The organism is Arhodomonas aquaeolei DSM 8974, assembly GCF_000374645.1.
Taxonomy (GTDB): Bacteria; Pseudomonadota; Gammaproteobacteria; order Nitrococcales; family Nitrococcaceae; genus Arhodomonas; species Arhodomonas aquaeolei.
In genome coordinates this window covers 17826-38664 of the sequence record NZ_KB894812.1, presented here as the reverse complement: position 1 = coordinate 38664, position 20839 = coordinate 17826, and the positions used below count along the sequence as shown (strand labels likewise).

At 70.5% G+C, this 20839-nt stretch carries 20 protein-coding genes; 6 read left to right on the top strand and 14 right to left on the bottom strand.

Translation table 11 applies throughout. The annotated features are described in order from the left end of the window. Window positions 1–12: 12 nt before the first annotated feature. The 12 genes from C516_RS0112800 to C516_RS19500 form a co-directional block, all read right to left on the bottom strand. Window positions 13–702 carry an ABC transporter ATP-binding protein gene (locus tag C516_RS0112800; RefSeq protein WP_018718799.1) on the bottom strand — a complete coding sequence of 230 codons (690 nt, stop codon included), beginning with the start codon at window positions 700–702 and terminating at the stop codon, window positions 13–15. Continuing rightward, entirely contained in the window at window positions 702–1469 is a 768-nt protein-coding gene (locus C516_RS0112795; protein ID WP_018718798.1) for an ABC transporter ATP-binding protein, read from the bottom strand. Before C516_RS0112795 ends, C516_RS0112800 begins: the two co-directional genes overlap by 1 nt. After that, the gene (locus C516_RS0112790) at window positions 1466–2449 is read right to left on the bottom strand and encodes a branched-chain amino acid ABC transporter permease (RefSeq protein WP_018718797.1); all 984 of its coding nucleotides are present in this window, start codon (window positions 2447–2449) and stop codon (window positions 1466–1468) included. The genes C516_RS0112795 and C516_RS0112790 overlap by 4 nt, the downstream gene beginning before the upstream one ends. Next, on the bottom strand, window positions 2442–3359 hold the full coding sequence (locus C516_RS0112785; protein ID WP_018718796.1) for a branched-chain amino acid ABC transporter permease: 918 nt from the start codon (window positions 3357–3359) through the stop codon (window positions 2442–2444). The genes C516_RS0112790 and C516_RS0112785 overlap by 8 nt, the downstream gene beginning before the upstream one ends. A 76-nt stretch (window positions 3360–3435) precedes the next feature. Continuing rightward, window positions 3436–4617, bottom strand: a complete 1182-nt coding sequence (locus C516_RS0112780) for an ABC transporter substrate-binding protein (protein ID WP_018718795.1) — start codon at window positions 4615–4617, stop codon at window positions 3436–3438. 49 nt (window positions 4618–4666) lie between these two features. Then, a complete protein-coding gene (locus C516_RS0112775; protein ID WP_018718794.1) occupies window positions 4667–6292 on the bottom strand; it encodes an AMP-binding protein in 1626 nt (541 codons plus the stop codon). A gap of 215 nt (window positions 6293–6507) precedes the next feature. Then, window positions 6508–6900 (bottom strand): RidA family protein, encoded by a 393-nt coding sequence (locus C516_RS0112770; RefSeq protein WP_018718793.1) that lies wholly within the window; start codon window positions 6898–6900, stop codon window positions 6508–6510. Between the two features lie 19 nt (window positions 6901–6919). After that, window positions 6920–7348, bottom strand: coding sequence for an acyl-CoA thioesterase (locus C516_RS20585; protein WP_018718792.1), 429 nt, complete (start codon window positions 7346–7348; stop codon window positions 6920–6922). After that, the gene (locus tag C516_RS0112760; RefSeq protein ID WP_018718791.1) at window positions 7345–8520 is read right to left on the bottom strand and encodes an acyl-CoA dehydrogenase family protein; all 1176 of its coding nucleotides are present in this window, start codon (window positions 8518–8520) and stop codon (window positions 7345–7347) included. The genes C516_RS20585 and C516_RS0112760 overlap by 4 nt, the downstream gene beginning before the upstream one ends. Window position 8521: 1 nt before the next feature. After that, a complete protein-coding gene (locus tag C516_RS0112755) occupies window positions 8522–9331 on the bottom strand; it encodes an enoyl-CoA hydratase family protein (protein WP_018718790.1) in 810 nt (269 codons plus the stop codon). A 76-nt stretch (window positions 9332–9407) separates the two neighbouring features. Further along, window positions 9408–10172, bottom strand: a complete 765-nt coding sequence (locus tag C516_RS0112750; RefSeq protein WP_018718789.1) for an SDR family NAD(P)-dependent oxidoreductase — start codon at window positions 10170–10172, stop codon at window positions 9408–9410. Further along, on the bottom strand, window positions 10169–10624 hold the full coding sequence (locus C516_RS19500; protein WP_018718788.1) for an acyl-CoA thioesterase: 456 nt from the start codon (window positions 10622–10624) through the stop codon (window positions 10169–10171). Before C516_RS19500 ends, C516_RS0112750 begins: the two co-directional genes overlap by 4 nt. A gap of 225 nt (window positions 10625–10849) precedes the next feature. Here C516_RS19500 and C516_RS0112740 point away from each other — a divergent pair, with 225 nt between their 5' ends. Next, window positions 10850–13216 (top strand): bifunctional salicylyl-CoA 5-hydroxylase/oxidoreductase, encoded by a 2367-nt coding sequence (locus C516_RS0112740; protein ID WP_018718787.1) that lies wholly within the window; start codon window positions 10850–10852, stop codon window positions 13214–13216. 42 nt (window positions 13217–13258) lie between these two features. Here C516_RS0112740 and C516_RS0112735 read toward each other — a convergent pair whose 3' ends face one another. Then, on the bottom strand, window positions 13259–13771 hold the full coding sequence (locus C516_RS0112735; protein WP_018718786.1) for a MarR family winged helix-turn-helix transcriptional regulator: 513 nt from the start codon (window positions 13769–13771) through the stop codon (window positions 13259–13261). Window positions 13772–14012: 241 nt separating this feature from the next. Between C516_RS0112735 and C516_RS0112730 the strand changes: the two genes are divergently transcribed. From C516_RS0112730 to C516_RS0112720, 3 genes are read left to right on the top strand one after another with little or no spacing between them, the layout of a single operon-like run. Next, window positions 14013–14801 (top strand): cyclase family protein, encoded by a 789-nt coding sequence (locus tag C516_RS0112730; protein ID WP_018718785.1) that lies wholly within the window; start codon window positions 14013–14015, stop codon window positions 14799–14801. A gap of 57 nt (window positions 14802–14858) precedes the next feature. After that, window positions 14859–17000 carry a thiamine pyrophosphate-dependent enzyme gene (locus tag C516_RS0112725; protein ID WP_018718784.1) on the top strand — a complete coding sequence of 714 codons (2142 nt, stop codon included), beginning with the start codon at window positions 14859–14861 and terminating at the stop codon, window positions 16998–17000. 19 nt (window positions 17001–17019) lie between these two features. Next, on the top strand, window positions 17020–18600 hold the full coding sequence (locus C516_RS0112720) for an indolepyruvate oxidoreductase subunit beta family protein (RefSeq protein ID WP_018718783.1): 1581 nt from the start codon (window positions 17020–17022) through the stop codon (window positions 18598–18600). 31 nt (window positions 18601–18631) lie between these two features. Here the strand turns inward: C516_RS0112720 and C516_RS0112715 are convergent, their stop codons facing one another. Continuing rightward, window positions 18632–19078, bottom strand: coding sequence for a MarR family winged helix-turn-helix transcriptional regulator (locus C516_RS0112715; protein ID WP_018718782.1), 447 nt, complete (start codon window positions 19076–19078; stop codon window positions 18632–18634). A 225-nt stretch (window positions 19079–19303) separates the two neighbouring features. Between C516_RS0112715 and C516_RS0112710 the strand changes: the two genes are divergently transcribed. Together C516_RS0112710 and C516_RS19495 are read left to right on the top strand one after the other, a co-directional pair. After that, window positions 19304–20320, top strand: coding sequence for a TRAP transporter substrate-binding protein (locus C516_RS0112710; RefSeq protein ID WP_018718781.1), 1017 nt, complete (start codon window positions 19304–19306; stop codon window positions 20318–20320). Further along, on the top strand, window positions 20320–20832 hold the full coding sequence (locus tag C516_RS19495; protein WP_084594202.1) for a TRAP transporter small permease: 513 nt from the start codon (window positions 20320–20322) through the stop codon (window positions 20830–20832). The genes C516_RS0112710 and C516_RS19495 overlap by 1 nt, the downstream gene beginning before the upstream one ends. Window positions 20833–20839: the final 7 nt, after the last annotated feature.

The following is a 20839-nucleotide window of genomic DNA, read 5'->3' as shown; positions in this document are numbered from 1 at the left end:
GGTAGGGGGTTCTCACACGCTCAGGTAGCGCCGCTGCAGCGCCCCGGCCTCGGCGCGGAACGCCTCGCCGTCGCCGTGCCAGGCGATGCGTCCGCGGTCGATGATGTAGTGGCGGTCGCACACCGCCAGCAGCGCCTCCAGGCCGGCGTCGATGATCAGCAGCGACTGTCCCAGCTCGCGCAGCCGGCGGATGCACGCCCAGATGTCCGAGCGTATCACCGGGGCCAGGCCCTCGGTGGCCTCGTCGAGGATGAGCAGCCGCGGGTTGGTCATCAGCGCGCGGCCGATGGCGAGCATCTGCTGCTCGCCGCCGGACAGCCGGGTGCCCGGGTTGTCCCGCCGTTCGGCGAGCCGCGGGAACAGCCCGTAGACCGCCGCCAGGTCCCAGCCGCGGCCGCGGGCGGCGGCCACGAGGTTCTCCTCCACGCTGAGGTTCGGGAAGATCTGCCGGCCCTCCGGGACCAGGCCGATGCCGGCGCGGGCGATGCGGTAGGCCGGGCGGCCGTCGATGCGCCGGCCCCGGAAGCGGATCGTGCCCGCCCGCGGCGGCGTCAGCCCGGTGATCGCACGCACGGTGGTGGTCTTGCCCATGCCGTTGCGCCCGAGCAGGCTCACCACCTCGCCCTCGCCGACGGTGAGGTCCACGCCGAAGAGGACGCGGCTGCTGCCGTAGGCGCTCTCGACGCCCTCGAGCTCCAGCATCAGAACGACTCCTGCAGGTAGGCGGCCTGCACGTCCGGGTCGTCGCGGACCTCGCCGGGCGGGCCGCTGGCGATCAGCCGCCCGCCGACCAGCACGCTCAGGGTGTCGGCGAGGCGGAAGACCACGTCCATGTCGTGCTCGATGAGCAGGACCGCGTAACGCGCGCGCAGGCGCTCCAGCAGCGAGGCGACGACCTCGCTCTCCGCCGCGCCCATGCCGGCCATGGGCTCGTCGAGCAGCAGGACCTGCGGCTCGGTGGCCAGCGCCATGGCGATCTCGAGCTGGCGCTTCTGGCCGTGGGCGAGGGCGGCGACGCGGTGTCCGCCGGCATCGGCGAGGCCCACCTGCTCCAGCGCGGCGTCCGCCGTGTCGGTGAGCCGCCGGTCCCGGGCGGCGTTGCCGAAGAAGTGGAAGTGGTGGCGGGCCCGGGACTGCACGGCGAGGGCGACGTTCTCCCGCACCGTGAACGACTCGAACACGGCGGTGATCTGGAACGAGCGGGCAATGCCGAGACGGGCCCGTGCCGGCATGTCCAGCGCGGTGACGTCGCGGCCGTCGAGGTGGATACTGCCCTCGTCCGGGCGCAGCTCGCCGCTGAGCTGTGCCAGCGCGGTGGTCTTGCCGGCGCCGTTGGGGCCGATCAGCGCGTGCACCCGCCCGCGCTCGAGCGCCAGCGAGAGGCCGTCGGTGGCCTGCAGGCCGCCGAAGCGCTTGTACAGCGCGCGCGCCTCGAAGGTCGGGACCGCCGCCGCCTGTGCCTCAGTCATTGCCGTCCCCCCCGTCCGGACAGGGCACCGTAGAGGCCGCCGCGGAAGAACAGCACCGCCAGCACCAGCACCGGCCCGAGCACCAGCTGCCAGTGCTGGGTCACCGACACCAGCGTCTCCTCGAGCACCAGCAGCGCCACGGCGCCGTAGATCGGGCCGACGAGGCTGGCGAGTCCGCCGAGCAGGACGATGACCATGAACTGCCCGGACTGCGACCACGTCATCAGCGCCGGGCTGACGAATTCCTGGTGGTTGGCGACCAGTGCGCCCGCCAGGCCGGTCAGTGCACCGGAGATGACGAAGGCGGTGAGCCGGTAGGGCATGGGCCGGAAACCCAGCGCGCGCATGCGCCGCTCGTTCTCCCGGCAGCCCTGCAGGACGCGGCCGAAGCGCGAGTTCACCATCCGGGTGAGCAGCGCCCACACGGCCACGAGCACGCCCAGACAGAGGTAGTAGAAGCCGGTGCGGTCGTCGAGGGCGACCCCGGCGGCGGTGTTGCGCAGCCACAGCGACAGCCCGTCCTGGCCGCCGTAAGCGGGCAGGGAGACGAACAGGTAATAGACCATCTGCGCGAACGCCAGGGTGATCATGATGAAGTACACCCCGGAGGTGCGCAGCGAGATCACGCCCACGAAGGCGGCGTAGGCGGCGCTGACCGCCATGGCGAGGGGCCAGGCGATCAGCGCTTCGTTGCTCCCGTTCCAGCCGAACGCCAGGGGGATGCCCTGCATCACGTGGGTGCTGAGGATGCCGACGGTGTAGGCCCCGAGGCCGAAGAACGCGGCGTGGCCGAAGCTCACCAGGCGGCCGTAGCCCATGATCAGGTCGAGCGCCATCGCGGCGAGGCCGTAGATCACCGCGCGGTTGGCCAGCGTCACCAGGTACGGATCGCCGATCATCGCCGCCACCGGCGGCAGCAGCGCGAGGCCGGCGAGGAGCACGACGGTGGCGAGTCGGGCGCGCAGCGGGGCGCTAGTCATGGGCGCCCCCGAACAGGCCCTGCGGGCGGATGGCGAGCACCGCGGCCATGAGTACGTAGATGGCCATGGACGACAGCGCCGTGCCCACCGTCCCGGCGGAGGCCGGCGGCAGCCACAGGGCGAACAGGTCGGGCAGGTAGGCGCGGCCCAGGGTGTCGACCACGCCCACCAGCAGCGCCCCGGCCACCGCGCCGCGGATCGAGCCGATGCCGCCGATCACGATCACCACGAAGGTCAGGATGAGGATGTCCTCGCCCATGCCGGACTGCACCGCCAGGAAGGGCGCGGCCATCACCCCGGCGAGCCCGGCGAGGCAGGCGCCGAAGCCGAACACCAGGGTGTAGAGCAGCCGGATGTTGACCCCCAGGGCGGCGATCATCTCGCGGTTGCTGGCACCGGCGCGGATGCGCATGCCCACGCGGGTGCGCATGATCAGCACGTAGAGCAGGGCGATGACCGCCACGCCCACGGCGATCACCGCCAGCCGAAACGACGGATAGGGCACGCCGGGCAGCACCGTCACGTGGCCCGACAGCCACGCCGGGGTGTCCATGCTGAGCGGCTGCCGCCCCCAGACCACGCGCACCAGCTCGTTGAAGAACAGGATCAGCCCGAAGGTGGCGAGCACCTGGTCGAGGTGGTCGCGGCGGTAGAGCCGCCGGATGATCAGTGCCTCCATGGCCATGCCGGTGAGCGCGGCGGCCGCCACCCCGGCAGCGAGGCCGAGGAGGAAGCTGCCGGTGTAGGCGAGCGCCGTCGCGCCGACGTAGGCGCCCACCATGAACAGCGACCCGTGGGCGAGGTTGATCAGCCGCATGATGCCGAACACCAGGGTCAGGCCCGAGGCCATCAGCAGCAGGGTGACCCCGAACTGCAGGCCGTTCAGCACCTGTTCGAGCAGCAGCTGCATCCCGATCGGCTCCCGAAGAGATCAAGGGCGCGGGCGGCGCCGCGGGCGGATGCCCCGGCGCCGCCCCGGCGCTACGTCACTGGCCCAGGGCGCACTCGCCGGCGTAGGCGTCCTCGTGGTCGTCGAAGACCTTCGCCACCAGCTGGTTGGTGAGGTTGCCGTCGTCCTCGCGGACCACCTTGCGGACGTAGATGTCCTGGATCGGGTGGTGGTTGGTGTTGAAGCGGAAGTCGCCGCGCACGGAATCGAAGTCCGCCGCCGCCAGCGCCTCGCGCAGCGCCGCGGTGTCGGAGACGTCGCCGCCGGTGGCCGCCAGCGCGCTGCCGATCAGGCGGGCGGTGTCGTAGCCCTGGGCGGCATAGAGGGTCGGCTCGCGGTCGTAGCGCTCGGTGTAGTCGGCGACGAAGCGGCGGTTGACCGGGTTGTCCAGGTCCTTGCTCCAGTGCGCCGAGTTGACGATGCCGAGCGCGGCGTCGCCGACGGCGTCGACCAGGGTGTTGTCCGCCGAGAAGCCCGGGCCGTACAGCGGGATGGACTCGTCGAGGCCCGCCTGGACGTACTGCTTGATGAAGTTGATGCCCATGCCGCCGGGATAGAAGAAGAACACGTTGTCCGGGTCGGCGTCGCGCAGCTCGGCGATCTCCGCGGCGTAGTCGGTCTGGCCGAGCTGGGTGTAGACCTCGCCGACGACGTTACCCTCGTAGTAGCGCTTGAAGCCGGTGAGCGCGTCCTTGCCGGCGGCGTAGTTGGGGGCGAGGAGGTAGACGTTGTCCAGTCCCTCGTCGGTGAAGTACTGCCCCATCGCCTCGTAGAAGTTGTCGTTCTGGTAGGCGGCGTTGAAGTAGTTCTCGTGGCACAGCCGACCGGCGAGCTTGGCCGGCCCGGCGTTGGGGGAGATGTAGATCACCCCGTCGCGCACGATCTTGGGGATGGTGGCCATGGCGACGTTGGAGAACACCGAGCCGGTCATGACTTTCACGCCCTCGCTCTGGATCAGCCGGGTGGCGATCTGGCGGGCGTTGCCGGGCTTGCGGCCGTCGTCCTCGACGATCAGCTCCACGTCGACGCCGCCGAGCCTGCCGTCGTTCTGCTCCATCGCCAGGCGGAAGCCGTTGCGGATGTCCTCGCCGAGGTAGCCGCCCCCGGTGGACAGCGTGGTGATCATGCCGATCTTCACCGGCGCGGCACTCGCAGCGCCCGCGACGGCGGTGCACAGTGCGGCCGCCGCAGCGGCCAGGCGGAAGGTTCCCCGTGTCATGCCGTTATCCTCGCTCGTGTTGTGATTGTATGCGCCGGGCCGGCACCGCTCAGGCCCCGCCGGCCTCCTCCCCGGCCTCGCGCAGCCGGAAGCGCTGGAGCTTGCCGGTGGCGGTGCGGGGCAGGGCGTCGACGAAGCCGATCGCCCGCGGATACTTGTACGGCGCGATGGTGGCCTTGACGTGCGCCTGCAGCGCCGCCGCCAGTTCGTCGTCGCCGCTCACCCCCGCCGCGGGGACCACGTAGGCCTTCACGATCCGTCCCCGGTCCACGTCGGGCACGCCGATCACCGCGCACTCGGCGACGGCCTCGTGGGAGAGCAGGGCGTTCTCGACCTCGGGCCCGGAGATGTTGTAGCCCGCGGAGACGATCATGTCATCGGAGCGGGCGACGTACCAGAGGTAGCCGTCCGCGTCGCGGCGGAAGGTGTCGCCGGTGATGTTCCAGCCGTCCTGCACGTAGCGGGCCTGGCGTTCGTCGTCGAGATAGCGGCAGCCCGTGGGGCCGCGCACGGCGAGGCGTCCGGGGGTGTTCTCCGGTGCCTCGTTGCCGTCGTCGTCGAGGATACGGACCTCGTAGCCGGGCACCGGCCGGCCGGTGCTGCCGGGGCGGATGTCCTCCTCGCGGGCGGAGATGAAGATGTGCAGCATCTCGGTGGCGCCGATGCCGTCGATCAGCCGCAGCCCGAGCTTTTCGTGGACGTCGTGCCAGGTCGCGGCGGGCAGGTGCTCGCCGGCGGACACTCCCTTGTGCCAGCTCGCGAGATCGAAGCGTCCCGCCTCGGCGGCCATCGCGCGGTAGGCCGTGGGGGCGGTGAACACCACGCTCACGCGATGGCGCTCGATGTGGCCGAGCAGTTCCGCGGGCGGGGCGCGCTCCAGCAGCAGGGTGGCGGCGCCCGCGTGCAGGGGAAAGAGCACCAGCCCGCCGAGGCCGAAGGTGAAGGCGATGGGCGGGCTGCCCGTGAACAGGTCGTCCGGATCGGGGCGCAGGATCTGCCGGGAGAAGCCCTCGCAGATCGCGAGCATGTCCCGGTGGAAGTGCATGGTGCCCTTGGGGGCGCCGGTGGTCCCCGAGGTGAACGCGATCAGGCAGGTCTCGTCGGCGGCACTGTCCCACGCCTCGAAGGTCGTGGGCTGGTCCTCTAGCGCATTGTCCAGCGTGCCGGGACCGCCGCCGAAGAAGGCGCAGTGCTCGAGCACCGGGTGGGTCTCGGCAGTGGCGCGCAGCTCGTCGGCGAGGCGGATGTCGCACAGGGCGTGAGTGATCCGCGCCTTTTCCACGATCGGCGCCAGCTCGCCGGCGCGCAGCATGGGCATGGTGCCCACGGCGATGCCTCCGGCCTTCATCACCGCCAGGTAGGCGGCCACCATCATCGGATTGTTGGGGGCGCGCAGCAGTACGCGGTTGCCCGGCACCATCCCCATCCCGGAGACGAGGTAGTTGGCGAGGCGGTTCACCGTCTCGTGGAGGTCGTTATAGGACCAGGTGGCATCCGGCGTGAGCAGGCAGCGGTGCCCGCCATGGCCGCGCTCGATCCAGCGGTCGAGCAGCTCGGTCACGCAGTTGAGCCGGTCCGGGAAGTGATAGGCCGGGTGCGACAGGTCGAGGACCGGCCATTGCGACGGTGGCGGCAGGTGCTCGTCCGCGAACGTATCCCGCAGCGGGCGCGTCATTGCTCCTCTCTCCCCTTGTCCGCGTGCCGTCCGGGGCCGCACGTGGGCGGTGGTCTCCACGTGGGGTGGCGGCCCGGCGGCCGCATTGTCGTTATCCGTCCCGTCAGCGGCGGTCAGCCGCGTTACGGGACAAAAGTTTAGATTTTACTTTTTTATATGCAAAGTGTTTTCGTTGACGCGCCGCCGCATCCCGCGGCGGCGCGCCGCGGGACGGCTCAGTCCGGTACCACGGCGGTGGTCTCGACCTCGACCTTGGCGTCGTCCTCGATCAGGGCGGCGACCTGCACCATGGCCATGGCGGGGAAGGTGCGGCCCATGACCTCGCGGTAGGCCTCACCCATCTCCTTGAGCCGCGCCAGGTACTCGTGCTTGTCGGTGATGTACCAGGTCATGCGCACGACGTGCTCCGGGCCGGCGTCGGCGGCGCCGAGCACGGCGACGGTGTTCTTCAGCACCTGGCGGACCTGGTCGATGAAGTCGCTGCTGGGAAAGCTCTCGGTCTCGTCCCAGCCGACCAGGCCGCCGGTGAAGACCATGCGGCCCCGGGCGGTGGTGCCGTTGGAGTAGCCCTTGGGGCGCTTCCAGCCTTCCGGATTGACGGTCTGCATAGCGGTTACTCTCCTTGGATCAGGTTCGTTGCGCCGGCGGGCCCAGCCGCGTGCGCAGGGTCGGCGGCAGCGCCGCGGCCTCGGGCCGGGGCGCGAAGCGGTACCAGCGCAGCACGATCGTGCCGGCGACCCGCTCCTCCGTGCCGTGCTGGATGCGGTAGTCGAGGGTCACGCGGGCGGCGTCGACGTCCCGCACCTCGAGCGTGTAGTCGATGTGCTCGCCGAGCAGGCTCGGACGGGAGAACCGGCACTCCAGCCGCTCGATCCTCGGTGCTTCGCCGCGGGCAGCGAGCAGGGCGGCCTCGCTGCCGGCGTCGGTGAGCGAGGCGAGCCAGGTGGTCACGATCTCCTCCAGGAGCTCGAAGTAGCGGGGGTAGAACACGATGCCCGCCGGGTCGCAGTGCTGGAAACGCACCTGGCGGGTGGCGCGGTGGACCGGCGTGCTCATGCCCCGTTACCCCCGCCGTCGCGGAAGGCCGAGAGCACCTGGCGGGCGATCACCTGCTGCTGGATCTCCGAGGCACCCTCGTAGATCCGCAGCGCGCGGATGTCGCGGTAGAGCCGCTCCACGGGCACGCCGGAGGTGACGCCGTGGCCGCCGTGCATCTGCACCGCCGCGTCGATCACCCGCTGGGCGTGCTCGGTGGCGTGGAGCTTGGCCATCGAGGCCTCGCGGGTGACCCGCTCGGCGTGGCAGTCCTTCGCCCAGGCGGCGCGGTAGACCAGCAGCGCGCTGGCGTCGACGTCCAGCGCCATGTCCGCGAGCTTCGCCTGGGTGAGCTGCATGTCGGCGAGCGGTGCGCCGAAGAGCTCGCGGCGGGTGGTGTGGCCAAGGGCCTCGTCCAGCGCGCGCCGGGCGAAGCCGAGGGCCGCCGCGCCCACCGTGGACCGGAACACGTCCAGAGTGGCCATGGCGATGCGGAAGCCCTTGCCGGGCTCGCCGATCCGGTTCGCGGCGGGGATGCGGCAGCCCTCGAAGCGCAGGGTGCCGAGCGGGTGCGGCGCCATCAGCTCGATACGCCCGGGCACCGAGAAGCCCGGGGTACCGGCGGGCACGACGAACGCCGAGAGGCCCTTCGCACCGGGACCCTCGCCGGTGCGGGCGAACACCGTGTAGACGTCGGCGATGCCGCCGTTGGATATCCACGTCTTGGTGCCGTCGAGCACGTACTCGTCGCCCTCGCGCCGGGCCGTGGTGGCGAGGGCGCTGACGTCCGATCCCGCCTCCGGCTCGGAGAGGGCGAACGCGGCGACGGCCTCGCCGGCGCGCACCGGCGGCAGCCAGCGCCCGCGCTGCTCCGGGGTGCCGAACAGCGAGATGGGACCGGTGCCGAGCCCCTGCATGGCGAAGGCGAAGTCGGCGAGCCCGTCGTGCCGCGCGAGGGTCTCGCGGGTCAGGCACAGGGTGCGCACGTCCAGGCGGTCGCCGGCGTCCAGGGCCACGCAGGGGGCGAGCCAGCCGCCGGCGCCGAGACGGCGGACGAGCTCGCGGCAGGTGGCGTCCACGTCCGACTCGTCCAGGCCGGTCACGGCCTCCCGCGCCCAGGCGTCCAGGTCCGCGGCGTGCTCGCGGTGCCGGGCCTCGAGGAAGGGCCAGTCGAGGAAGCTGCGGTCGCTCATGTCAGTCGCCCTCGAACACCGGCTGCTCACGGGCGACGAAGGCCCGGTAGGCGCGGCGGAAGTCCTCGGTCTGCATGCACACCGCCTGGGCCTGGGCCTCCGACTCGATGGCCTGGTCCAGTCCCATGTTCCACTCCTGGTTGAGCATGGTCTTGGTGATGCCGTGGGCGAAGTTCGGCCCGGCCACGAGCTGCTCCGCCATGGCGAGGGCGTCGTCGCCGAGTGTCTCGGGCTCGCAGAGGCGGTTGTAGAAGCCCCAGCGCTCGCCCTCCTCGGCGCGCATGCTGCGCCCGGTGAACAGCAGCTCCGAGGCGCGGCCCTGGCCGATGATGCGCGGCAGGATCGCGCAGGCGCCCATGTCGCAGCCGGCGAGCCCCACCCGGGTGAACAGGTAGGCGACCTTCGCCCGGGGGGTGCCGTAGCGGATGTCCGCGGCCATGGCGATGGCCGCGCCGGCACCGGCGCAGATGCCGTCGATGGCGGCGATCACCGGCTGCGGGCAGGCGCGTATGGCCTTGACCAGGTCGCCGGTCATGCGGGTGAAGGCGAGCAGGCCTTTCATGTCGCGCTCGGTCAGCGGGCCGATGATCTCGTGCACGTCGCCGCCGGAGCAGAAGTTGTCGCCGGCGCCCTGGATCACGACCGCCTTGACCCCGTCGACGTACACCAGCGAGCGGAACAGGTCGCGCAGCTCGGCGTAGGAGTCGAAGGTCAGCGGGTTCTTGCGCTCCGGCCGGTCCAGGGTGACCAGCGCGGTCTCGCCGCGCATCTCCCAGCGGAAGTGCTCGGGGCGGTAGGTGTTCGGGTCCATGCTCGTTCTCTCCTGTGATTCGCGTCGTCCGTTCCGCCGGGTCGGGGCCGCGGTTCCGCGGCGCGCGCGCCGGCGGCTACATCACCTCGCCGCCGGAGACCGAGATCGCCTGGCCGGTGACCGCGGCGGCGTTCGCGCGGCACAGCCAGGCCACCGTCTCCGCGACCTCCTCGGGCTGGACGAGGCGCCGCTGCGGGTTGACCTTCACGAACTCCTGGAGCGCCTCCTCGCGGGAGCGCCCGGTCTTCTCGGTGATGGTGTCCAGGGCGTTGGCCACCAGCTCGGTGTCCGTGTAGCCGGGGCACACGGCGTTGACCGTGATCCGTTCGCGGGCGAGCTCCAGGGCCACCGCCCGGGTCAGCCCCACGACGCCGTGCTTGGCGGCGCAGTAGCCGGCCACGTAGGGGTAGCCCTTGAGCGCGGCGGTGCTGGCGATGTTGACCACGCGCCCGCTGCCGCTCTCGCGCATGTCGGCGACGGCGGCCTGCATGCAGTGGAAGACCCCCGAGAGATTGACGTCGAGCATCGCCTGCCAGTCCCCGGCAGAGAGCCGGTGAAACGGCGCGGTGCGCGCGGCGCCGGCGTTGTTCACCAGCACGTCCACCGGGCCGTGTGCCGAGCGCGCCTCGGTGAACGCCGCGGCGACGGCGTCGGCATCGGTGACGTCCGCCGTGATCGCGCGTGCCCCCGGGATGCGGGCGGCGGTGTCCTCCAGCGGATCGGCGCGGCGGCCCATCAGGGTGACGTCCATACCCTCGGCGGCGAGGCGCCGGGCGATGGCGGCACCGATGCCGGTGCCGCCGCCGGTGATCACGGCGTGGCGTGGGGCGTTATCGTTCATGCCTCGGCTCCCGGTTGTACGGTTTCCTTGTCCCCGGATCCATCGAGCCACGTGCGCATGCGCCCGCGCAGCGCCTCCGGGATGGGGCGGCTGGCCAGTCGGCCGTTTTCGTTGTGCACCCACACCAGCGTGGCCTCGGCGTCCAGCCGCGGCGCGCCGTCACAGGTCCCGGTAACCCGGAAGCCCAGCGAGCTGCGGCCGAGCCGGAGCAGGCGCAGCCGCACCTCCAGGGTCTCGCCGAGCCGTGCCGGCGTGGCCACGTCGAGGGTGAGCCGGGTGGTGGGGGTGCCGGTATCCGCGCTGACGTGCATGTCGGTAAACGAATGCCCGACCCGCTCGAACCAGTCCTCGATCAGGCGGTTGACCACCTCCAGGTAGCGCCAGCCGTGTACCGTCGCGGTGGCGTCGCACCAGACGCCGGTGACCGGCAGTGACGTGATCAGTTCCTGCATCCGTTCCGCTCCCGGGGGCGGCATGCCCCGTATTGGTGCGCTCAGGCTAAGCGGTGCCCCGATTTAATTCAAGTATAAAATGTTTAGCTATGATCGAACTGTGGCATATCCATTATAGGTAAGAAGTTGACGTGTAAGATAACGCGATTATACTGCCTCTATCCACGGCCGCTGGCGGCCGGATACGGACAATCGGGCAGACAGAACGACGACTGCGGAGGAGCGATGAAGATCACCATCATCGGCGGCGGACCGGGCGGGCTGTACATGGCGCTGCTGACCAAGAAACAGTGGCCGGACTGGGAGGTCAGCGTCTACGAGCGTAATGCGCCGGACAGCACCTTCGGCTTCGGCGTGGTGTTCTCCGACGAGACCCTCGGATTCCTCGACGACTACGACAACGCCTCCTACGAGGCGATCCGCCGCAGCTTCGCCTACTGGGGCGACGTGGACGTGCACTACCAGGGCCACGTGCTCACTTCAGGCGGCAATGGCTTCTGCGGCTGCTCGCGGCTGACCCTGCTGCAGATCCTCCAGCAGCGCTGCCGCGAGCTCGGCGTGACCATGCATTTCAACACCGAGGTTGAGGACGAGTCACAGTTCGCCGACAGCGACATCATCGTCGCCGCCGACGGCATCAACAGCCGCATCCGCGAGAATCACCGCGACTGGTTCCGGCCGCGCTTCGACTGGCGCCGGAACTACTTCTGCTGGCTGGGCTCGAGCCGCGAGTTCGATGCCTTCAAGTACTTCTTCCAGGAGACGGAGTACGGCGTGGTGGTCGCCCACTGCTACCAGTACGAGCCGGGCCGCAGCACCTGGGTGGTGGAGATGGCACCGGAGACCTGGCAGGGGCTGGGTTTCGACCGGATGGGCGAGGACGAGTTCATCCCGGTGCTCGAGGAGGTCTTCGACCAGGAACTCGACGGCCACCCGCTGATCGCCAACCGCTCGATCTGGCGGCAGTTCCCGATGATCCGCAACGAACGCTGGGTCAAGGACAACATCGTCCTGCTCGGTGACTCCCAGCACACCGCGCACTACTCCATCGGCTCGGGCACCAAGCTCGCCATGGAGAGCGCCATCGCCCTGTTCGAGTCCGTGAAGGCGCACACCGGCGACGTCGCCGCGGCCCTGGCGGACTTCGAGGAGGGCCGCCGCACCGAGGTGGAGATCACCCAGCACGCCGCGGACGTCTCCCTCGCCTGGTTCGAGAACATCGACCGGCACTGGGGCATGGACCCGGAGCCGTTCGCCTTCGCGCTCATGTCCCGGGCGAAGAAGCTGACCTACGAGAACCTCCAGCTGCGTGACCAGTCCTTCGTCGACCGCTGCAACGCGTGGTTCCTGCGCCGCGAGCGCGAGCGCGGCTTCGAGGCCGCCGACGGCACGCCGCCGATGTTCACGCCGCTGCGCCTGCGCGGTATGACCGTGCCCAACCGCGTGGTGGTCTCGCCGATGGCGCAGTATATGGCCGAGGAGGGCGTGCCCAACGACTGGCACCTGGTGCACTACGGCAGCCGTGCCGTCGGCGGCGCCGGGCTGATGTACACGGAGATGACCTGCGTGTCCCCGGACGCCCGAATCACCCCCGGCTGCACCGGGCTGTGGAACGAGGCCCAGCGCGACGCCTTCCGCCGGATCGTGGATTTCGTCCACGCCCAGTCGGACACGCGCATCTGCATGCAGCTCGGTCACGCCGGGCGCAAGGGCTCGACCCAGGTGGGCTGGGAGCGCATGGACCACCCCCTGCCGGAGGGCAACTGGCCGGTCTATTCCGCCTCGCCCATCCCCTATTTCGAGGGCGAGAGCCAAGTGCCGGTGGAGATGAGCCGTGCCGACATGGACCGGGTGCGGGACGACTTCGTGCGCTCGGCGCGGTTCGCCGAGGAGGCGGGCTTCGACATGCTCGAGGTCCACATGGCCCACGGCTACCTGCTCGCGAGCTTCCTCTCGCCGCTGACCAACGTCCGCGACGACGAGTACGGCGGCGGCATCGAGAACCGTCTGCGCTATCCCCTGGAGGTCTTCGAGGCGGTCCGCGCGGTCTGGCCGCAGGACAAGCCGATGTCGGTGCGTATCTCGGCGACCGACTGGAAGGAGGGCGGCCTCTCGGACGCCGACCTGAGCGCCATCGCCCGGGCCTTCCGCGACGCCGGGGTCGACCTCATCGACGTCTCCGCGGGGCAGACGGTGCCGGACCAGAAGCCCGTATACGGGCGCATGTTCCAGACCCCGTTCGCCGACAAGGTGCGCAACGAGAGCGGCGTCGCGACCATGGCCGTGGGCAACATCACCACCGCCGACCAGGTGAACACCATCCTCATGGCGGAGCGTGCGGACCTGGTCGCGCTGGCGCGGCCGCACCTCTCCGACCCGTACTTCACCCTGCATGCCGGGGCCTGGTACCAGCAGCGGGACGTCGCCTGGCACCGGGTCTACGGTGCCGGCCGTTTCCAGGCCTACCGCACGGCCGAGAAGGACCGCGAGGAGCTCACCGACCTGCAGGTGCGCACGCGCCCGCGCAGCCACGAGGTCACGGACGACTCCGGTGCCGGGGCCGAGCGCCCGGGAGCGGGCCGGGCCGCCTGAGTACGGTCGTACCGGCGGCGCCGACGACGGTGTCGCCGGGGCTCAGTCCTGGTCCCCGCGGGCCTCCAGGCGGTGGCGCACGCGGTCGAGCAGGCCGACGAGCTCGTCGAGCTCGCCGTCGTTGAGGATGCCGAAGATCTCGTCGGACCACGCCTCGTGGGCGTCGGCCATGGCATGGAACAGCCGGGTGCCGGTGTCGGTGAGGTAGACGTCGCTCACCCGGCGGTCGCGGCTGGAGGGGCGGCGATGGATCAGCCCGTCGCCCTCCATGCGGTCGAGCAGCCGGGTGATGTTGCCCTTGGAGGCGAGCAGCCGCTGGGCGAGCGCGGATGTGCTCAGGGCCTCGGGGTGGACGTAGTCCAGGTGCGCGAGCACGTCGAAGCGCGACAGCGAGCTGTCGAAATCGTCGCGGAAGAGATCGGAGATGGCCTGCTCCACGCGCTTGGAGCACTTGATCAGGTGCAGCCACGCGCGCAGCGAGCGCTTGCTGTGGGGCAGCATGGTCGCCTCGTCGAGCGGCGTCGCGCCGCCGTGCTCACGGCCGGGCTGTGTCATTCGCTCCTCCTCGTTCGCGACTGCGTCCGCCGGCGGCGGGACGCCGGCGGATCGACACGCAATGATACCAGCGGCAGCGGTACGCGTGACGGGTTGATATCTGACAGTTAAATGTTTTATACGTAAACAACATAAGCGGACACGGTCCCGGGCCGCCGCGGTAATCGTCTACAGTTACCGGCGTTCCCGGCCCTTCAGAACACGCCAACGCCAAACGCCATATCCGGGAGGAGAGCGCATCATGCAGTCCAGCAACCTCGTCACCCAGCTTGCCGGCGCCATTGCCGGCGGCGACGTGCGCATCGTCGATCTCAGCGTCACCCTGACCAATGACACCCCGGTGCTCCAGCTGCCGGAGCAGTTCAACCAGGGCTGGCCCTTCCGCAAGGAGGAGATCTCCCGCTACGACGAGCGCGGTCCCGCCTGGTACTGGAACAACATCTCCTGCGGCGAGCACACCGGCACCCACTTCGATGCGCCGATCCACTGGGTCACCGGCAAGGACTTCGAGCAAAACGCCACCGACACCGTCGATCCGCAGCATTTCATCGCCCCCGCCTGCGTGATCGACTGCACCGCCTACGCCAGCGCGGACGAGGACTTCCTGCTCGGCCGCGAGCATGTCGAGGCCTGGGAGCGCGAGCACGGACGCATCCCCGCCGGCCACTGGGTGCTGTTCCGTACGCAGTGGTCCGAGCGCACCGACCCGGACGCCTTCCTCAACATGCGCGAGGACGGCGCCCATACCCCCGGGCCCAGCCACGAGGTCGTGAAGTTCCTCGCCGAGGAGCGCGACGTGCTCGGCTTCGGCACCGAGACGGTGGGCACCGATGCCGGCCAGGCGCCGCAGATGGACCCGCCGTTCCCCTGCCACAACGTCATGCACGGCACCAACAAGTTCGGGCTCGCGAGCCTCACCAACCTCGACCGGCTGCCCCCCACGGGGGCCGTGGTGATCGCCGCGCCGCTGAAGATCGAGGACGGCTCGGGCAGCCCCTGCCGCGTCGTCGCCCTGGTCACCGGCGACTGAACCCGCTGTCGTCCGCGGCGGCCGTTGGCGGTCGCCGCGGGCACGGAGTAGAGAGCTATGGCGGAGCGTTCTTTCGCGAAAGAAGTCAAGAAGCTGCGCATGGGGGCCGGCGAGGAATTCCACGGAGAGGGGATACTCGCGGTCACCAAGGCGCTGCTGCAGTCGGGGGTCGGTTACGTCGCCGGCTACCAGGGTGCGCCCATCTCCCACCTGATGGACGTGCTCACCGACGCCAACGAGATCCTCGAGGAGCTGGACGTCCACTTCGAGTCGTCCGCCTCCGAGGCCACCGCCGCGGCGACCCTGGCCGCGTCGGTGAACTATCCCATTCGCGGGGCGGTGGCGTGGAAGTCCACCGTGGGCACCAACGTCGCCTCCGATGCCCTCGCGCAGCTCGCCTCCGGTGGCGTCACCGGCGGCTCGCTGGTGATCGTCGGCGAGGACTACGGCGAGGGCTCCAGCATCATGCAGGAGCGTACCCACGCCTTCGCCATGAAGTCGCAGATGTGGCTCCTCGATCCGCGGCCCAACCTGGGCAGCATCGTCGAGTCGGTGGAGAAGGGGTTCGAGCTCTCGGAGGCGAGCAACACGCCGGTGATGCTGGAGCTGCGCATCCGCGCCTGCCACGTCCACGGCCGTTTCGAGGCCAAGGACAACGTGCGCCCGGCGTACACGCTCAGCGACGCCATGGAGCACCCGGTGCGCGATCCGAGCCGCATCGTGCTGCCGCCCTCGAGCTTCCTGCACGAGCACGAGAAGGTCGACCGCCGCTGGCCGGCGGCAGTGTCGTTCATCCAGCAGCACGGGCTCAACGAGTTCTTCGAGGGCGAGCGCGGCGACATCGGCCTGATCCTCCAGGGCGGGCTCTACAACAGCGTCATCCGCGCGCTGGAGCGCCTCGGGCTGGCGGACAGCTTCGGCGATACCCGCATCCCGCTGTATGTGCTCAACGTCACCTACCCGCTGGTGGACGACGAGGTGAAGTCGTTCTGCGCCGGCAAGGATGCGGTGCTGATGATCGAGGAGGGCCAGCCGGAGTACATCGAGCAGGCCCTGCACGCGATCCTCCGCCGCGCCGACCTGCAGACGCGCATCCACGGCAAGGACATGCTGCCCAAGGCCGGCGAGTACACCGGCGCGGTGCTCGCCGATGGCATCCGGCAGTTCCTGGAACAGCATGCCCCGGACGTCGCGCGCCTGCCCGGCGCCGCGGCCTCCAGCGCCGCCGCCGGCATGGAGGGGCTGGACGAGGTGGTGCCGCCGCGCCCGCCGGGCTTCTGCACCGGCTGCCCGGAGCGGCCGATCTTCACCGCCATGAAGCTGGTCGAGCGCGAGCTCGGCGAGCACCACGTGAGCTGCGATATCGGCTGCCACCTGTTCTCGATCCTGCCGCCGTTCAACATCGGCAACACCACCATGGGCTACGGTCTGGGCGGTGCCGGCGCGGCGGCGTTCAACGCCCCGGGGGCGCGGCGCAGCATCAGCATCGTCGGCGACGGCGGGTTCTGGCACAACGGCCTGGCGAGCAGTGTGGGCAACGCGGTGTTCAACCAGAGCGACAACGTCACGGTGATCGTGGACAACGGCTACTCCGCGGCGACCGGCGGCCAGGACATCCTCTCCTCGAAGGCGGAGAACCCGATCCGCAGCACGAAACAGTCCATCGAGCAGGCGGTGCGCGGCGTCGGCGTGAACTGGGTGCGGCGGATCACCAACACCTACGATGTCGGCACCATGCGCGACACCCTGCGCGAGGCGCTGACGACCGAGTCCTCCGGGCCCAAGGTGGTGATCGCCGAGTCCGAGTGCATGCTCAACCGCCAGCGCCGCGAGAAGCCGGTATTCCGCAACCTGCTCAAGGGCGGCAAGCGCGTGGTGCGCGAGCGCTTCGGCGTGGATAGTGACACCTGCACCGGCGATCACTCCTGCATCCGCCTCTCCGGCTGTCCGTCGCTGTCGGTCAAGCCCAACCCGGACCCGCTGCGCAGCGACCCGGTGGCCCACGTCGAGGACAGCTGCGTGGGCTGCGGGCTGTGCGGGCAGGTCGCGCACGCCGCGGTGCTCTGCCCGTCGTTCTACCGGGCCGAGATCATCCACAACCCGACCGCCTGGGACCGGTTCGCCAAGCGCGTGCGCGACGCGGTGATCGGTTTCTTCCAGCGCCGCGAGGCGCGGCGGATCGAACGCTACGCGATGTAGCGGCGCACAGGAGGCATTCGTGGACCGTTCCATCAGACCGATCAGCATCGCCATACAGGCGATGGGCGGGCAGGGCGGCGGCGTGCTGGCGGACTGGATCGTCAGCCTCGCCGAGTCCCAGGGCTACCTCGCCCAGACCACCTCCGTGCCCGGCGTCGCCCAGCGCACCGGGGCGACGCTGTACTACGTGGAGATCTTCCCCGAGCACGCCGCCCGCAAGGCCGGCCGGGACCCGGTGCTGGCGCTCATGCCCATGCCCGGCGACGTGGACGTGGTCATCGCCGCGGAGTTCATGGAGGCCGGGCGTGCGGTACAGCGCGGGATCGTGACCCCGGATCGCACCACGCTCATCGCCTCCACCCACCGCGTCTACGCCATCGGCGAGAAGACCGCGATGGGCGATGGCATCCTCGACGACGGCAAGGTCCTGGAGGCCGGGGAGCAGGCGGCGAAGTCGTTTATCTACTTCGACATGGCCGCGGTGGCGGAGTCCCACGGCAGCGTCATCAGCTCGACGCTGTTCGGGGCGCTGGCCGGCTCCGGGCGGCTGCCCTTCGAGCGGGCCGCGTTCGAGGAGGCCATCCGCCGCGGGGGCATCGGCGTGGAGGCGAGCCTGGCGGCCTTCGGCGACGCCTTCGAACGGGCCCAGGGCGAGCCCGAGGCGCCGGATCACAGCGGCCCGGCGCCGTCCGAGCCCGACCCGCAGCACCCCGTGCTGCGCGAGCAGCTCGAGCGCGTGCGCGGCCGCTTCCCCGAGGTCGCCCACTTCAACGTGGTCGAGGGCATGCGCCGGCTCGCCGACTACCAGGACCCGGCCTACGCGCGGGACTACGTCGACCGCGTGGAGGCGGTGCTGGCGCTGGACGAGGCCCACGGCGGCGAGACCCGGGACTACCTGCTCACCACCGAGGCGGCCCGGTACCTGGCGCTGTGGATGTCCTACGAGGACACCATCCGGGTGGCGGACCTCAAGACGCGGGCCAGCCGGTTCGAGCGCTTTCGCCGGGAGGTGCGCGCCGGCGACGATCAGCTCGTCTACGTCACCGAGTTCATGCACCCGCGCATCGAGGAGATCTGCGACACCCTGCCCGCGCCGCTGGGCCGGCTGCTGCTGAACTCGCCGCGCCTGCAGCGCCCGCTGGAGCCGTTCACCCGCAAGGGCCGGCACGTGCGCACTGCGACGCTGTCGGGGTTCATGCTCCTGTGGACCGTCTCGCGGATGCGGCGCTGGCGGCGCTCGACCCTGCGCTTCCGCGAGGAGATGGCGCGTATCGAGGCCTGGCTCGGGCGCATCCACCAGACCGTGGCTCCGGACTACGCGCTGGCGGTGGAGATCGCCCGGTGCCAGCGCCTGGTCAAGGGCTATGGCGACACCCACGCCCGCGGGCTGAGCAACTTCAACACCATCATGGGCGTCATCGACGGCTATGACGGCGACGAGGAGCCCGCCGCGGTGGTCCGGCGCCTGCGCGAGGCGGCGCTGGCCGACGAGCAGGGCGAGAAGCTTGCCGCCGCGGTTGCCGCCCTGAACGGTGGCGACGACGGGGAGACGCCGCAGGCGGCCACCACCCGGGCCCGTCCCGTGCGCGTCGGGGCCTGATGTCCGTGCCCCCGGGCGTCGCCCGGGGGCGTTACTGCCCCTCCCTCAGGCGCGCGATCATCTCGCGCAGGCCGGCCTTGAGCGTCTCCACCTCCGCCTCCGGGTAGCCGCTGAGCACCTGGGCCTCGTGGGCCTTGGCCCGCTCGATCAGCGGCTGCACCTTATCCCGCCCCGCCGGGGTGATCGATACCCGGGTGATGCGCCGGTCCTCCGGCTCGTTGCGCCGGAGCACCAGCCCGCAGTCCTCCAGCCGCGCGACCACCCGCGTGAGCGTGGGCTGCGTCAGCAGGGTGATCTCGGCGAGGTGGCCGATGGTCATGGCCTCGCGGTCGTAGAGCGTCGCGAGCACGCGCCACTCGGGGATGCGCAGCCCCGCCGCGCTCACGCGGGCGTGGAACTGCTCGCTCACGAGCGTGCTCGCCCGGGCGAGCAGGTAGGAGAGGTAGTCGTCGGTGAAGTAGCGCACCGGCTCTCGCATGGTCTGAGGGTTCCACTGTCTGTGCGTGTCGGGGCGTTCGTCACGGCCGATTGTCGTGGGCCCGACGGGGCGGGTCCAACGGTATATTTTTTATGTACTAAATTTTTATCTACAAATCTATTCAAATGCATCTAACCCTGTGCTAGGTTCAATCCACAGGGTTGATAAATATCAAAGACACACCGTGGCCCTGTGACCCCGGCCCATGACGGAGGAGACACGATCATGACGCGCTGGACCGGACTACTCGCGATCGCGCTACTTGCCTGGGCGCCGCTGGCGCTGTCCCAGACCACGCTCCGCGTCGCCAACTGGCTGCCGCCGAGCCACCTGCTGGTCTCGGACGTGCTCAAGCCCTGGGGTGAGGCGGTGGAGAAGGCCACCGGCGGCAGCGTGCAGGTGGAGGTGATGAGCTCGCCGCTCGGCCCCCCGCCGGCGCAGTACGACCTCGTCGCCGACGGCCTGGCGGACGTCGGCTTCAGCGTGCACGGCTACACGCCGGGGCGCTTCTCGGTCTTCGAGCTCGCCGAGCTGCCGCTGCAGACACCCTCCGCCGAGGTCAAGTCGGTGGCCTACTGGCGCGCCTACCAGGAGACCATGGCGGATTCCGGCGAGCACCGCGGCGTCCACCTGCTGGGCCTGTTTACCCACGGGCCCGGGCATATCTGGAACAGCCGGCGGCCGGTGCACAGCCTCGATGACCTGAGCGGGCTGAAGCTGCGCGTGCCCGGCGGCGTGGCCGCCCAGCTCAGCGAGGAGCTCGGGGTGGTACCGGTCAACGCGCCCTCCTCGCAGTCCTACGAGCTCCTCTCCCAGGGCGTGGCCGACGGCATCGTCTTCCCCTACGAGAGCGTGACCTTCTTCAACCTCCAGGACACGGTGGACTACGGCACCGTCGTCCCCGGCGGGCTCTACACCGTCAGCTTCTATGTGGTGATGAACCAGGCGAAGTGGCAGTCCCTGAGCGATGACGAGCGCGCCGCCATCGACAGTGTCTCCGGCGAATACCTCGCGCGCCTGGCCGGCCGGGCCTGGGACCGGGCGGACCGCCAGGGGCGCAAGGACCTGCGTGCCGCCGGCGTGCGCATCGAGCAGGCCGACGACGCCATGATCGAGGCGATCGCCGAGCAGGCCGACGGCCTGCGCGAGCGCGTGCTCGAGCGGGTCGCCGAGGACGGGGTCGACGGGCAGGCGTTCCTGGACGCACTGCACCGCGAGCTCGAGGCCGCCGGGGCCGAGTGATGCGGACCCCGGCAGCCGTCGCTCTCGTCCGGGGCGTGCGCGGGTTGCGCGGCGTCATCGGCGCCGTCGCCGCCTGCCTGCTGGTGCTCATGCTCGCGGTGACCAGCGTGGACGTGGTCGGGCGCTACTTCTTCGATGCCCCGCTGCTCGGGGCCTTCGAGATCAGCGAGGTGGCCATGGCGCTGCTGATCTACGCGGGCCTGCCGCTGGTCTGTCTCGAGCGCGGCAACGTCTCCGTGACCCTGCTCACCGAGCGTCTGGGGCCGGCGGCACGGCGGGTGCAGGAGAGCGTCGTGCACCTGGTCGGCGCCGGGGTCGCCGGCGTGCTGGCCTGGCGGCTCGCCGCGCACGCCGCGCGGCTGTTCACCTACGGCGACGCCACCATGTTCCTCGGCATCCCGCTGGGGCCGGTGGCGGCGGTCATGGCGGCGCTCACGGGGCTGGCGGCGGTGATCCTCGCGGGCAACGCGTTCGCCGTCGCCACGGGCCTGCGCGCCCCCGGTGACGGCTGAGGAGGCG